Below are 13,103 nucleotides of genomic sequence, written 5' to 3' on the forward strand. Positions count from 1 at the left end.
CACAGCGGTGGGTAATCGCCTCGTTCAATGGCCGCGTGGGCTGAAGGTTCGTGGGAAAACCACGGGTCCGCTGCGGTCCGCCAGCCGGTAGCCCATGGCGGGACGGTTCGATGTACCTTCCACATGTCCGGCCTCGAGCAGGAAGTTCGCTGCCAGCATGCGGGTGCGAAAGCCGCTCTTGTCCACGCTGCGTCCCAGCACGGTTTCATAGACTTGCTGCAGCTGGGGCAGGGTAAAAGGCTCGCTCAGCAAGAAAGCGGGCAGCGAGGTGTATTCGACCTTGCTGCGAAGACGTTCAACCGCCGTCTGCAAGATGCTGCCATGGTCGAACGCCAGTGCGGGCCGGTGCAGCAGCTCGTCCACCTCGAACCATGCCACATCGGCCGCATTGGCGCCTTTGGTCAGCTGCAGCTCATGGGCGGGAATCAACGCAAAGTAAACATGGGTGGCCGACCAGCCACGGGGATCGCGCAGGGCGCTGCCCCAGCTGCCGAGCTGCTCCAGATAGGGACTGTCCACACCCGTCTTCTCCTTGAGCTTGCGCGCGGCGCAGGCCTGCAGATCGGCATCCAGTTGCACGTTCACAAATCCGCCGGGCAAGGCCCAGAGGCCGGGAAATGGATCATCGTCGTGACCTGGGCGTTGTACCAGCAATACATTCAAGCGGTCTTGCGCAATCGTGAAGATCACCACATCCACCGTGGTGTAGGGGCGAGGAAAGTCCGGCGCTGGCTTGGAGTGACGCGGTGTAACGCTCATGAATCAGGCTTGACGGGATGAAGGATGGGTTGTATTGTACAACTTGCATAAGTTGCTCAATGCAACTTATGGAGAGAGAACAGGGCAGGGCCCTGGCTGTCCAGTTAGCGAAAGCACCTGTCGAGCGCCAGGCAGGCCGCCTGGAACAAAGAGAAAAAGAGAACAAGAAAATGAAAGACCAAAACACCACCGCGCGCAGCAAGTTCCTCAGCCTGGTGCTCAGGCATAGTCCCGAGACCATAGGGCTCACGCTCGACGAGGCGGGCTGGGCCCGGACCGATGAACTGCTGGCCTGCCTGGCGCGCTCTGGCCGGCCGACGCGTCTGGAGGAGCTGCAGCGCATCGTGGCGGACAACAACAAGCAGCGCTATTCCTTCAGCGCGGATGGCAAGCGCATACGCGCCAACCAGGGCCACTCCATCAAGGTAGAACTGGGCCTTGAGGCCAGCAGTCCTCCGGCAGTGCTCTACCACGGCACGGCCACGCGTTTTCTGGATGCGATTTTTCATGAGGGCCTTAACCGGCAGTCACGTCACCATGTCCATCTGTCCGACAGCGTGGAAGTGGCCGCTCAGGTCGGCAGTCGCCACGGCAAGCTGGCCCTGCTGCAGGTGGATGCCGCGCGCATGCAGGGCGAGGGCCATGTGTTCTACCGCTCCGACAACGGTGTCTGGCTGACCGATGTCGTCCCGGTCCGGTATCTGCTGAAGCTGCCGTCATGAAAACTTCAAGAATCATAGCTCTCGACGCAGATGGCGTGCTGCTGGACTACAACCTCGCATATGCCTCGGCCTGGGAGCGGGTATTTGGCGAGCGGCCTGTATTGAAGCAGCCTGACGCCTACTGGGCCATGGAGCGATGGGGTGTCGCCAGCCTGCAGGGCGAGGCTCTGAGCCGCTTTCGTGCCAGCCTTGATGCGCAGTTCTGGTCAAGCATTCCCTCGATTGCAGGTGCGCTCCAGGCTTGCGAGCAGCTGTGCGCTGCCGGTTATGAGCTGGTCTGCGTGTCGGCAATTCAGCCGCAGTTCGCCGAGGCAAGGCAGGTCAATCTGCGGCGGCTGGGTTTTCCGATCTCGCGTGTGATCGCCACCAGCGGCCGCGCCGCTCCAGGTCCCAGCCCCAAGGCACAAGCCCTGGCGCAGTTGCAGCCTCTGGCATTTGTCGATGACTTTCTGCCGTATTTCGACGGCGTGGATGCCCGGATTCACAAGGCGCTGGTGCTGCGCGAGCAAGGCGGGTCACCCAGTACGGGGCCGGGTCTGCAGGCTGTTGACTCCACTCACGCCACTTTGGCGGACTTTTCCCGTTGGTGGCTCAACCAATATCAAGAAGAACAGACATGAACCGAGATTACGAAATTCGATCCGTAGCCGATCTGGTGGCCCAGCTCGACCAGGGCTACCGTCCCAAATACCTTTGTTTCTGGGGCCATCAGGCTGAAAGGAATGGCTCAGTGGGCAAAGGCTGTCTGAGCCAGTGGTTTTCTGCTCCATTCACTGTCGAGGGGGATCGCTTTGCCACGGCGGAGCATTTCATGATGGCAGGCAAGGCGCGGCTGTTTGGGGATGAAGAGGCGCGCGCGCAGGTGCTGGCTGCGCCGTCTCCGGCCAGTGCCAAGCAGATTGGGCGCAGCGTGCGCAATTTCGACGAGGCACGCTGGAAGGCGGAGTGCTTCGACATCGTGGTGAGTGCCAATGTCGCCAAATTCACCCAGAACCCGGCCATGGGGGAGTTTCTGCTGAGAACCGGCGAGCGTGTGCTGGTCGAGGCCAGTCCGCGCGACCGCATCTGGGGCATCGGCCTGGGCGCTACCCATCCCGACGCCGAGCAGCCGCGCAAATGGCATGGACAGAACCTGCTGGGTTTTGCGCTGATGGCCGCGCGCACGCAGTTGAGAGCCGAGCAATGAGTAGGCTGAACCGTTTTGAAGGTGCTCTGCTGGGGCTGGCTTGCGGCGATGCCGTGGGCACGACACTGGAGTTTCGGGTGCGCGGCAGCTTCGCACCGCTGACCGATATGGTGGGGGGCGGGCCGTTTTCGCTGAGGGCCGGACAATGGACGGATGACACGTCCATGGCTTTGTGCCTGGCCGAGAGCCTGGTCGTCAAAAGCGATTGCGATCCCAGGGACCAGATGACGCGCTATGCCAACTGGTATCAGTGGGGCTACTGGAGTTCCACCGGTCAATGCTTTGATATCGGCATGGCAACGCGCGAGGCAATACAGCAGTACCTGCGTGCCGGCAATGCGCTCGCGGGCAGTGAGGATGCGCGCAGCGCCGGCAATGGCTCGCTGATGCGGCTGGCTCCGGTGGCCATGGCGTATGCCTACGATGAACAAAGAGTGCAGGAGATGGCGGCGCTGAGTTCTCGTACCACGCATGCCGCTGCGGAGTGCCTGGATGCCTGCCGTCTGTTTGCCGTGGCATTGAGCCGTGCCCTGCTGGGTGCCAACAAGGCGCAGGTGCTGGATCTGGCCGCGCTGCCGTTTGGCAGCCCGCGCATCGCCGAGATTGCGCAAGGCAGCTGGCGCAGCAAAAGCCGCGAGCAGATCCAGAGCTCGGGCTATGTGGTGCACAGTCTGGAGGCCGCCTTGTGGTGTTTCGACCGGCACGGGAGCTTTGAAGCCGCCGTGCTGGAGGCGGCCAATCTGGGAGACGATGCCGACACCACTGCGGCCATTGCCGGCCAGATTGCGGGAGCGTTCTGGGGCCGCAGCGGCATTCCTGCACACTGGCTGGAAAGACTGCATCAGCAGACCGAGATTCGCGCGCTGGCGCAGTCTGTTTATGTGCTCAATCAGGTGCTGGCTGGCTGAGGGCCCCTGGTGGCAAACGCTGCGGGGCCTGGTTGACGCATGCGGATCGCGAGATTCCGCGAACCGGCCCAGGCCGCCCCGGCGCAGATCGCGAAAGCGGTTCGGGGTCTGCGCGTTTTGGTGCTGCTGCCCGTCTTGGGAGGGGGATGAAAAAGCTTGTTCTGCGGCCAGGAAAATCCGGTGCGGCAGGCGCCATCCCCTTCAACGGGGCACAATCACAGCGCTGACAAAGTGGCGGTGCGCGAGCGATGCCGCCAGGTTCAGCAGCCCTATCGTCAGCAACCGGAGTCTGTGCCCAGCGCCAGCAGACCCGAGCCAGATCCAGCTCTGCAGCCTTCCCTTCCACTCCAGGGACTGCCCTTCGGTTGCACATTGACGTGGTATGCAAGGTTTGCCGACACGCATCAGGTTCCGGTCTGGCGTAGGCTTGCATGCCACAGCCTTCCGCTTCATCTAGGAGAAAGCATGTCCATGACTGATCGCTCGGCCCAGAGCCGCCGTGTTCGCACCTCGTCTGCCCTGAGCCTGGCGCTGGCCGCCGTGTCCCTGTCGTCCGCTCATGCGGCGGATGCGGAAAAGCCTCTGGTGGTGCGCATCGCCCACGGCGGCCCGGTTTCGGGTCCCATCGCAGCCCTGGGCAAGGATGAGGAGAACGGCGTGCGCATGGCGATTGACGAGCTCAATGCCCGCAAGCTGCAGCTGGGTGGTCGCCCGGTGCAGTGGAAGCTGGAGGCCGGCGACGATGCGGGCGATCCCGGCCAGGCCACGGCGCTGGCACGCCGCTTCTGCGACAAGAAGGTGGCGGCCGTGGTGGGCCATCTTCAGTCGGGCACGACCTTGCCGGCGGCCAAGATCTACAACGACTGCGGTATTCCCAATATCACCCCTGCAGCCACCAATCCCGCAATTACCGAGGCCGGCTATGACGACACCTTCCGCGTCATTGCCAATGACCGGGCCATGGTCAATGCCTTGCTGGACTATGCCGTCAAGCACCAGGGCGTCAAACGCATCGCGATCGTGGACGATCGCACGGCGTATGGACAGGGCATCGTCAAGCTGTTTGAAGCCGCAGCGGCCGAGCGCGATGTGCAGATCGTCGACAAGCAGTACACCAGCGACAAGGCCACTCAGTTCTCGTCCATACTCACCGCCATCAAAGGCCGCAAACCCGATGCGATCTTCTTCGGCGGGCTCGATGCACAGGCCGGACTCATGCTGCGCCAGATGTCGCAGCTGGCCATGAATCAGGTGAAGTTCCTGGGCGGCGATGCGCAATGTTCCGAGCGTCTGCCTGCCATGGCCGACAAGGTGCCGGCACTCAAGAACGTGGTTTGCGTGATGAGCGGCAGCTCCCTGGGCAATATGCCCGGTGGTCTGCACTGGAAGCAGAAATACGACCAGCATTTTCCCGGCCAGTATCAGGTCTATAGCCCTTACGCGTATGACGCGACCATGGTGCTGGCCAAGGCCATGCTGAGCGCCGATTCGGCCCAGGCTGAGGCGTATCTGCCGCGCCTGCGCCAGACCCGCCACGACGGGGTGACGGGCACGATTGCCTTTGATTCGCAGGGCGAGTTGCAGAATCCGCGCGTCACGCTCTACGGCTATGACTCCGGCGAGCGCAAGGAACTGGTGATCAGCGGCCATTGAGCAGCACTGGTCTTTTTAAGCAATTGTCATCCTGCCCTTGTCTGTCAGGCGCTTAGAGCTATGAATCTTGATGCTTCCCACGAACACTTCATGCGCCAGGCGCTGGAGCAGGCACGCTGCGCCGCCGCCTGCGGCGAGGTGCCGGTGGGGGCCGTGGTCGTCAAGGACGGGCAGGTCATAGGCCGTGGCCATAACAGCCCGCTTTCGGCCCAGGACCCTACGGCCCATGCCGAGGTGCTGGCCTTGCGTGAGGCGGCACGGACCCTCGGCAATTACCGGCTCGAAGGCTGCACGCTGTATGTGACGCTGGAGCCTTGCACCATGTGCAGCGGCGCCATGCTGCATGCGCGTGTGGACGCCGTGGTCTATGGTGCGGCCGAGCCCAGGACCGGTGCGGCGGGATCGGTGCTCGATGTCTTCGGTTACTCCACCATCAATCACCAGACACGGGTACTGCGCGGCGTGCTGGCCGCGCAATGCTCGGCACTGATGGCGGAGTTCTTCCAGCTGCGACGCCAGGAAAAAAAAGCTCAGCAGCCGCACCCGCTCAGGGACTGGGCACTGCGCAACGCCGATGAGGCGTTTGCCGACCTGCCCGCCTGGCCCTGGCAGCCGCAGTGGCACAGCAATCTGCTGGCGCTGCAGGGCCTGCGTCTGGCCGTGGTCGATGAAGGGCCCGAGGATGCCGTGCTGACCTGGCTGTGTCTGCATGGCAGCCCGGGCTGGGGCTATGGCTTCCGGCATCTGCTGCCCGATCTGCTGGCCGCCGGTCATCGTGTGGTGGTGCCCGATCTGCCGGGGTTCGGCCGCAGCGACCAGCCCAAGAAAGACAAGCAGCACAGCGCTCCATGGCATTGGCAGATCATCGCCGAGCTGATCGAAGCGCTCGACCTGCGGCGGCTGGTACTGGTCGGGCAGGGCGATGGCGGCCGCCTGGGTCTGGCCGCAGCGCAAGCCCTGCCCGAGCGCTTTGCCGGCGCGTGGCTTATCGATACCTGGCCGCTGAACACGCAGCCGCAGCAGCGTCAGCAATGGTTTGAGCAGGCCGCACGCAAGCCGGCCTGGGATGTGGCCAGGGCCATGGCAGGACTGGAAGGGCCGCACAAGGCCGTGGATGCCCAAGGGCCTGAAGAGGCGCGCGCCTGGAATGCCCCGTTTGCGCAGCCCGGCCACCGGGCCGCACTCAAGGCCTGGCCGCGCCTGCAGACCGAGCTGGCGGCGCCGCCCGCCGATCTGCTGCAGCAATGGGCGCAGGCCGGCAGACTGTGGCTGCAGCCCGTTGCCGCCCAGCAGCCCGTGTCTGCCGCGCAATGGCAGGCAGCCTGGCTGCAGGCCGTGCCGCAACTGGCGGCACAGGCCGGGGTCTGGCGGCAAACCCGGCCTGACGCTCCGGTTCCTGCAGCATGGCAGGGCGGCGGTGCAGCGGCTGTGGAATACTTTGCGCCGTAGCCTGATCGGCCAGACCGGCGGAGCAAGCATCTGAACCAGGACTTATGCAAACAAGAATGCAACAAGGGCTCGCCTTCTGAGGCGGTCGCCCGGCCTGAACCTGTTTTGCGTAAGTCGTATGAACTTCTGAATCTGCGGATTCACCCACTTTTCACGGAGCATGCGGCCGGTGGCCGCATGAAAAGGCTTTGGCAACCTCGCGCAAATCCCCGGCATCCACTACCGCGACCCAGCAGCAAGATTCGCAGCACCACGCCCACGCGCACGGGCAGGGGCCTGCCCACCAGGTGCATGTGCATGACGAGCACTGCAGCCATGAGCACGGCCACCACGATCATCACAACCATGTGCACAGCGCTGATGGCAGCTGCTGCGGTCATGATCACAGCCATGGCGGCAGGCATGTCTACATCTATTCGCCCTCGGGGGCGGTACGCGACAAGGCAGCCTTCAAGCGCGGCATCAAGCAGCTGGAGGCCCTGGGCCACGAGGTGGAGGTCGACACCGATGCGCTGGCCAGCAGCCAGCGCTTTGCGGGTGACGACGCCACCCGTCTGGCCGCTATCCATCGCGCCGCCGCCAGTGGGGCCGATGTGGCGCTGATTTCGCGCGGCGGCTACGGTCTCACGCGCATCCTGCCGGGCATCAAGTACAAGACCGTGGCCAAGGCTATTGCCAATGGCACCAAGTTTGTCGGCCTCAGCGACTTCACGGCTTTTCAGCTGGCCATGCTGGCACAGACCGGCTCGGTCACCTGGGCGGGTCCTGCGCTCAACGCCGACTTCGGCGTGGACAGCAAAAAGACGGGCGAGCCCGTGGACGACATCATGCTGGACTGCTTCGAGGATCTGCTCAGCGGCCAGGGCGAGGGCGCGGGCTGGCAGATGCCCAGGATTGGTGAGCTGCCCAATGGCAAGCCCCAGCTCAAGGACTTCTATGTTCCCGGCGGAGCCACCTTGTGGGGCGGCAATCTGGCGGTGCTGGTGTCCCTGCTGGGCACGCCTTACTTCCCGCAGGTCGATGGCGGCATTCTGTTCATCGAAGACGTGGGCGAGCATCCCTACCGAATCGAGCGCATGCTGACGCAGCTGCTGCTGGCGGGCGTGCTGCAAAAGCAAAAAGCCATCGTCTTCGGCCAGTTCACCGAATTCAAGCTCACCACGCATGACAAGGGCTTCAAGCTGCAGACCGTGATCGACTGGCTGCGCATGCAGCTCAAGCGCCCCGTGCTGCAAGGTCTGCCCTTTGGCCATGTGCCCACCAAGGTGCTGCTGCCGGTGGGGGCGCAGGTGTCGCTGTCTGTGGAAGGACGGGATGCGCTGATCTATTGGGGACATGTCTGAGGCCAGACGGCCGTTGAGGCTGCAGGGGCGTAGCGAACATGGCCTGCGCCTTCTGCTGTGCCTAGGCGATCTCTGTTTTGATAGCTTTAAACGTAGTCTGCATATAGGATAAGTGCCGATCTGGCTTGTATTCTGATATCGGGAAGGACGCACGCATGGGCAAGGCTGCACTGCAGTGGACCGAAGAAATGCTGGTCCGTCTGGGCCAGGAAAAAGACTCGGTGCTGGCCGAGCGCTGGGGCACATCGGCCAAGACGGTCAACCTCAAGCGCAATGCGCTGGGCATTCCGGCTTACGGGCATTTCCAGTGGACCCCGCAAGCACTGGCTCTGCTGGGCCAGGAGGCTGATGCCGAGGTGGCAAGGCAGCTGGGTATCAGCAAGGCCAGCGTGGTGGCCAGGCGTACCGAGCTGGGGATTGCCTCGGTGACGGGCGCTGTTGCCAGCAGTGCTTTTGACTGGTGCGACGAGGCAGTGGCTTTGCTCGGCACCGCGTCCGATGCCAGGATTGCCGAGCAACTGGGCCTGAGCCGCCTGACGGTCTACAACGCTCGCATCGCCAGAGGTATTGCCGCAGCGGGGCGGGGAGCGGGCAAGAGCCGCGAGTCATGAATAGCGCTGGTGCGCCAGTGAACGCGCCCGGGTTGCCCCGGCCGCAGACCCTGCTGCGCGCGCTATTGCTGGGCTGGTTGTGGCTGGCGGCCCTGGCCGGTTTTTCCCATCTGCTGACGCGCTTGCCGCCCTGGGGCTGGCTGCTCGCAGTCTTGTTGCTGGTGCTGTTGCCAGCCTGGGGGCATTGGCTGCTCCTGATGCTGCGCAAAAAGCTGCTGCGCTTGCAGTTCGCGCCGCAGGGGCATATCGGCCGCTGGCTTGGTGGCGGCTGGTGGCCGGCCTGCAAGGCATTGGCACTGGCCTTGCTGCTGTGCACCAGCTCGCTCTGGCAGGCATGGTTTCTGGCGCCCTGGGAATGGGCTCTGCTGGCGCTGGCTCCCTTGCTCCATGTCTTGCTGGCCTGTGGCCTGCAGGCGGGACTGAAGCGAGAGTTTTCATCCACGGCCTTTGCCTGGGCCTTCACCCAGCGCGCTGCTACCTGGCTGCTGCTGGTGCTTCTGGGCGGTGGCTGGCTCTATGGCATGGCCAGTCAACAGGATATGGGGCGGGCGCTCGCAGTCGGCATGGAGCCTGACGCGCTGAATCACGCTCTGGCCCAGATTCACGCAGCGCCCTCGGGGTTGGTGCGATGGGGGCTGGATGCCCTGCTGGCCGTGCAACTGGCGAGCGGGGCCATGGCCGACCTGCCTCAGTTGCCCGAACTGCGCCTGTTGCTGCTGGCGCTGTTCGGCCCGGTAGGCGTGCTGCTGTGCCTGGGGCGAGCCATGCAAGGAGCATCGGCTTCCTCGGCCCTTCTGCTGCAGGCCAGGCCTTCGGGGGTGGAGCGCCATGGCGCGGCGCCCCTGCTGGCCCTCATTGGCGTGCTGGTGCTGGGCATTCTGGTGCAGACCGCAGCCAGCATCGATGGACTGGCGCGCGCCCATGACAGTCCGCTTGCGCTCAGGCGTGTGCCCGAGTGCGAGCGCATCGGGCAGCAGCTCTACAGCCTCGGCACGCTGGAGGCCACACGCGAGCAGGTCCTGCAGTTGCTGGGCCGGGCCCAGGCCGGGCAGGCACTGTGCCAGAGCATCCCGGAGATGAATCAGCAGCTGGATGCCGCCGTCGAACGCTATCTGGACTGGTATTTCAGTCTGGGCGCGGAGTGGGGCCGCATCCTCAGTCTGCTCACGGGCGATGTGAACCAGTTTCTGCAGAACAAGCTCAGCGAAACCCTGGGAGCCACGCCAGGACTGGAGGGCTGGGTGCAGACGCTGCAAAAGCAGGCACTGAGCAGCGGCGCTGCTCTGGCCGAGGGCCAGCAGCGCATTGAGGAAACCCTGGCGCGCCATCATCTGGCCTTGAGTCCCGAGCAATGTCTGGTGCGTGCCGAGGTGGCCAGTCTGCCTGCGCTGGAGCTTCTGGGCGATGCACGTCAGCGGCTGACGGCCAGCGCCCTGGTGGGCACGGGGGGCGGTGCTTTTGCTGCGGCCGTTGCGGGCAAGGCCATGGCCAAGGCTTCGATGAAGGCCGCCGGCAAGGTGCTGGCCAAGGCCGCCGCCAAGCAGGGGCTGGGCAAGGCAGGGGCGGCGGTGGCCGGTGCGGCAGTGGGCTCCGTCATTCCTGGTGTCGGCACGGCCGTGGGGGCGGTGGCGGGAGCGGTCGCCGGAGTGGTGCTGGGCGTGGGTATCGACTGGGCGGCACTGTATGCCGAGGAGCTGCTCACGCGCGAAGCCATGCGCGCCGATCTGCGTGCCGCGCTGGGCGAGCAGTTGCAGGGCCTGAGCCGGGCCATGGGCTGCCCCTAGTCGACTTCCCAGTCGACCCACAGCTGCGCCAAGAGCCGCGAAAACCTGTGCTGCGGGTGCTGTCTAGGGCTGCATTCCCGCGAGCGCAGGCGTACAGTGAAGTTTCGCTGCAGGAGTTGCATATGCTCAATTACTCCCTCATGAAACCCGAAGGCATCTTGCTGCTGGAGCCCCATGGGCCCCTGACCGAGCAGGATTTCGACGGCGTCAGCCAGGACGTGGACGATTTCCTGGCCGAGCATCCCAAACTACATGGGGTGATGATCCAGTCCAAGGACTTTCCCGGCTGGGAAAACTGGGCCGGCTTCAGCGCCCATATGGGCTTTGTCAGAGACCATCGCCATCAGGTGGAGCAGATCGCTCTGGTGACCGACAGTCATCTGGCGGGCATGGCCGAATTCGTCGGCAGGCATCTCACGCATGCCGAGGTCAGGCATTTCGCGTTTACCGAAGATGCCATGGCCATGCAGTGGCTGCATGCAGCCTGAGCTGCCTGTCCGAACCAGTCCGGCAACTCTGCCGCCGAGCTGCAGCCGAGTTGCCCGGATCAGCCTAGCCCTGTTTCCGGTGGCCGGCCGTCGCGCTCGCAGCGGCCGCCGCCTGCTGCGGGGCCTGGGCATAGCGCTTGAACTCCATGGTGTAGGTGGCGCGGCCCTGAGTCATGGAGCGTAGGTGCGTGGCATAGCCGAACATTTCCGATAGCGGCACCTCGGCCCTGATGGTCTTGCCGTCGCCCGCCATGTCGTCCATGCCCTGCACGGCGCCGCGGCGCGAGGACAGATTGCCCATCACGGCGCCCGCGTATTCCTCGGGCGTTTCCACCTCGACGGCCATGATGGGCTCCAGAATCACCGGATCGGCTTTTCTGCAGGCCTCCTTGAAGCCCAGGATGGCGGCCATGCGGAAGGCCTGCTCCGACGAGTCCACCTCGTGGTAGGAGCCGAAGGTCAGCCGCACCCGCACATCGACCACCGGGTAGCCGGCCAGAACACCCGAGTTCATGGCTTCGCGCAGGCCTTTTTCCACGGCGGGGATGAATTCGCGCGGAATCACCCCGCCCTTGATTTCGTCGACGAACTCAAAGCCCTTGCCCGATTCCAGTGGCTCAACGGTCAGCACCACATGGCCGTACTGGCCCTTGCCGCCGGACTGGCGCACGAACTTGCCGTCCACATCGCTGACTGTCTTGCGAATGGTCTCGCGGTAGGCGACCTGGGGCTTGCCCACATTGGCGGCCACATTGAATTCGCGCTTCATGCGGTCGACGATGATTTCCAGGTGCAGCTCGCCCATGCCGGCAATGATGGTCTGGCCCGACTCCTCGTCGCTGCTGACTCTGAAGGAAGGGTCCTCGGCGGCAAGGCGTGCCAGCGCCAGGCCCATTTTTTCCTGGTCGGCCTTGCTCCTGGGCTCCACGGCCTGGGCGATCACGGGTTCGGGAAAGGAGATTTTTTCCAGCACGATGGGTGCTTGCGGGTCGCACAGCGTCTCGCCCGTGCTCACGTCCTTGAGACCCACGCAGGCCGCGATGTCGCCGGCGCGGATTTCGTCGATCTCCTGGCGCGCGTTGGCATGCATCTGCACGATGCGTCCTATGCGCTCCTTTCTACCGCGGGTCGGGTTGTAGACCAGATCGCCCTTGGCCAGCACGCCCGAGTACACGCGTACAAAGGTCAGCTGGCCCACGAAGGGGTCGGTCATGAGCTTGAAGGCCAGGGCGGCGAATTTCTCGTCATCGCTGGCATGGCGTATCAGCGTGGTGCTGGCGCTGTCATCCTCGCTATGCCCTTCGATAGCCGGAACATCGAGCGGCGAAGGCATGAGCTCGATGATCGCGTCGAGCAGACGCTGAACGCCGCGGTTCTTGAAGGCCGAGCCGCAGAGCATGGGCTGAATTTCGGTGGCAATGGTGCGCAGGCGCAGGCCGGTGATGATGTCCTCGGCGCCGAGGTCGCCGCTGTCCAGGTACTTCTCTGTCAGGGCTTCATTGGCCTCGGCGGCAGCCTCCACCATCTTCTGGCGCCATTCCTGGGCGCTGGCCAGAAGTGCAGCGGGGATCTCCTGGTACTCGAACTTTACGCCCTGCGACTCGTCATCCCAGAAGATGGCTTTCATCCTGATGAGGTCGACGAGGCCGTGAAAATCGGCCTCGGTCCCGATGGGAATGACGATGGGGACCGGGTGGGCCTTGAGGCGGTCCACCATCATCTGGCGTACACGAAAGAAGTCGGCGCCCACGCGGTCCATCTTGTTGACGAAGGCCAGGCGCGGCACCTTGTACTTGTTGGCCTGGCGCCAGACGGTCTCCGACTGGGGCTGCACGCCGCCCACGGAGTCGTAGACCATCACCGCACCATCGAGCACGCGCATGGAGCGTTCGACCTCGATGGTGAAGTCCACGTGGCCGGGGGTGTCGATGATGTTGATGCGATGGGCCGGGAAGTTGTGCTCCATGCCCGACCAGAAGGCCGTGGTGGCCGCCGAGGTGATGGTGATGCCGCGTTCCTGCTCCTGCTCCATCCAGTCCATGGTGGCAGCGCCGTCATGGACTTCGCCCAGCTTGTGGTTGACCCCGGTATAGAACAGTATGCGCTCGGTCGTGGTGGTCTTGCCGGCATCGATATGCGCGGAGATGCCGATATTGCGATAGCGTTCTATGGGCGTGTGGCGAGCCATGATGACCTCCCT

The 13,103-nt window shown here is 64.1% G+C and carries 12 protein-coding genes; 10 read left to right on the forward strand and 2 right to left on the reverse strand.

Annotated elements, in window-relative coordinates; genetic code table 11:
- Window positions 1-24: 24 nt before the first annotated feature.
- Window positions 25-759 carry an NUDIX hydrolase gene (locus tag O987_RS10605; protein ID WP_043372097.1) on the reverse strand — a complete coding sequence of 245 codons (735 nt, stop codon included), beginning with the start codon at window positions 757-759 and terminating at the stop codon, window positions 25-27.
- Between the two features lie 170 nt (window positions 760-929).
- Between O987_RS10605 and O987_RS10610 the strand changes: the two genes are divergently transcribed.
- From O987_RS10610 to O987_RS10655, 10 genes are all read left to right on the forward strand, one after another.
- Window positions 930-1,481 (forward strand): RNA 2'-phosphotransferase, encoded by a 552-nt coding sequence (locus tag O987_RS10610; RefSeq protein ID WP_043372100.1) that lies wholly within the window; start codon window positions 930-932, stop codon window positions 1,479-1,481.
- Window positions 1,478-2,101 (forward strand): HAD family hydrolase, encoded by a 624-nt coding sequence (locus O987_RS10615; RefSeq protein ID WP_043372102.1) that lies wholly within the window; start codon window positions 1,478-1,480, stop codon window positions 2,099-2,101. The genes O987_RS10610 and O987_RS10615 overlap by 4 nt, the downstream gene beginning before the upstream one ends.
- Window positions 2,098-2,667 carry an NADAR family protein gene (locus O987_RS10620; RefSeq protein WP_003056442.1) on the forward strand — a complete coding sequence of 190 codons (570 nt, stop codon included), beginning with the start codon at window positions 2,098-2,100 and terminating at the stop codon, window positions 2,665-2,667. Before O987_RS10615 ends, O987_RS10620 begins: the two co-directional genes overlap by 4 nt.
- Window positions 2,664-3,575, forward strand: a complete 912-nt coding sequence (locus tag O987_RS10625) for an ADP-ribosylglycohydrolase family protein (RefSeq protein WP_043372104.1) — start codon at window positions 2,664-2,666, stop codon at window positions 3,573-3,575. Before O987_RS10620 ends, O987_RS10625 begins: the two co-directional genes overlap by 4 nt.
- A 465-nt stretch (window positions 3,576-4,040) precedes the next feature.
- Complete coding sequence (locus tag O987_RS10630) at window positions 4,041-5,228, forward strand: branched-chain amino acid ABC transporter substrate-binding protein (protein ID WP_043372106.1); 1,188 nt, start codon at window positions 4,041-4,043, stop codon at window positions 5,226-5,228.
- A 60-nt stretch (window positions 5,229-5,288) separates the two neighbouring features.
- Window positions 5,289-6,677 carry a tRNA adenosine(34) deaminase TadA gene (tadA, locus tag O987_RS10635; protein WP_043372108.1) on the forward strand — a complete coding sequence of 463 codons (1,389 nt, stop codon included), beginning with the start codon at window positions 5,289-5,291 and terminating at the stop codon, window positions 6,675-6,677.
- A 293-nt stretch (window positions 6,678-6,970) separates the two neighbouring features.
- On the forward strand, window positions 6,971-8,020 hold the full coding sequence (locus tag O987_RS10640) for an LD-carboxypeptidase (RefSeq protein ID WP_200879617.1): 1,050 nt from the start codon (window positions 6,971-6,973) through the stop codon (window positions 8,018-8,020).
- 155 nt (window positions 8,021-8,175) lie between these two features.
- Complete coding sequence (locus O987_RS10645; RefSeq protein WP_043372110.1) at window positions 8,176-8,631, forward strand: hypothetical protein; 456 nt, start codon at window positions 8,176-8,178, stop codon at window positions 8,629-8,631.
- On the forward strand, window positions 8,628-10,415 hold the full coding sequence (locus tag O987_RS10650; RefSeq protein WP_043372112.1) for a hypothetical protein: 1,788 nt from the start codon (window positions 8,628-8,630) through the stop codon (window positions 10,413-10,415). The genes O987_RS10645 and O987_RS10650 overlap by 4 nt, the downstream gene beginning before the upstream one ends.
- Window positions 10,416-10,537: 122 nt before the next feature.
- On the forward strand, window positions 10,538-10,903 hold the full coding sequence (locus tag O987_RS10655) for an STAS/SEC14 domain-containing protein (RefSeq protein ID WP_043372113.1): 366 nt from the start codon (window positions 10,538-10,540) through the stop codon (window positions 10,901-10,903).
- A 64-nt stretch (window positions 10,904-10,967) separates the two neighbouring features.
- On the opposite strand, the gene fusA is transcribed toward O987_RS10655, so the two are convergent.
- The gene (gene fusA, locus O987_RS10660; RefSeq protein WP_043372115.1) at window positions 10,968-13,091 is read right to left on the reverse strand and encodes an elongation factor G; all 2,124 of its coding nucleotides are present in this window, start codon (window positions 13,089-13,091) and stop codon (window positions 10,968-10,970) included.
- Window positions 13,092-13,103: the final 12 nt, after the last annotated feature.

It is taken from the genome of Comamonas testosteroni TK102 (genome assembly GCF_000739375.1).
Classification (GTDB): domain Bacteria; phylum Pseudomonadota; class Gammaproteobacteria; order Burkholderiales; family Burkholderiaceae_C; genus Comamonas; species Comamonas brasiliensis.

Excerpts from the sequence above, each read along its gene's own strand:
- O987_RS10605 (WP_043372097.1), bottom strand. The coding sequence starts at position 759 with ATGAGCGTTACACCGCGTCACTCCAAGCCAGCGCCGGACTTTCCTCGC.
- O987_RS10610 (WP_043372100.1), top strand. The coding sequence starts at position 930 with ATGAAAGACCAAAACACCACCGCGCGCAGCAAGTTCCTCAGCCTGGTG.
- O987_RS10615 (WP_043372102.1), top strand. The coding sequence starts at position 1,478 with ATGAAAACTTCAAGAATCATAGCTCTCGACGCAGATGGCGTGCTGCTG.
- O987_RS10620 (WP_003056442.1), top strand. The coding sequence starts at position 2,098 with ATGAACCGAGATTACGAAATTCGATCCGTAGCCGATCTGGTGGCCCAG.
- O987_RS10625 (WP_043372104.1), top strand. The coding sequence starts at position 2,664 with ATGAGTAGGCTGAACCGTTTTGAAGGTGCTCTGCTGGGGCTGGCTTGC.
- O987_RS10630 (WP_043372106.1), top strand. The coding sequence starts at position 4,041 with ATGTCCATGACTGATCGCTCGGCCCAGAGCCGCCGTGTTCGCACCTCG.
- tadA (WP_043372108.1), top strand. The coding sequence starts at position 5,289 with ATGAATCTTGATGCTTCCCACGAACACTTCATGCGCCAGGCGCTGGAG.
- O987_RS10645 (WP_043372110.1), top strand. The coding sequence starts at position 8,176 with ATGGGCAAGGCTGCACTGCAGTGGACCGAAGAAATGCTGGTCCGTCTG.
- O987_RS10650 (WP_043372112.1), top strand. The coding sequence starts at position 8,628 with ATGAATAGCGCTGGTGCGCCAGTGAACGCGCCCGGGTTGCCCCGGCCG.
- O987_RS10655 (WP_043372113.1), top strand. The coding sequence starts at position 10,538 with ATGCTCAATTACTCCCTCATGAAACCCGAAGGCATCTTGCTGCTGGAG.
- fusA (WP_043372115.1), bottom strand. The coding sequence starts at position 13,091 with ATGGCTCGCCACACGCCCATAGAACGCTATCGCAATATCGGCATCTCC.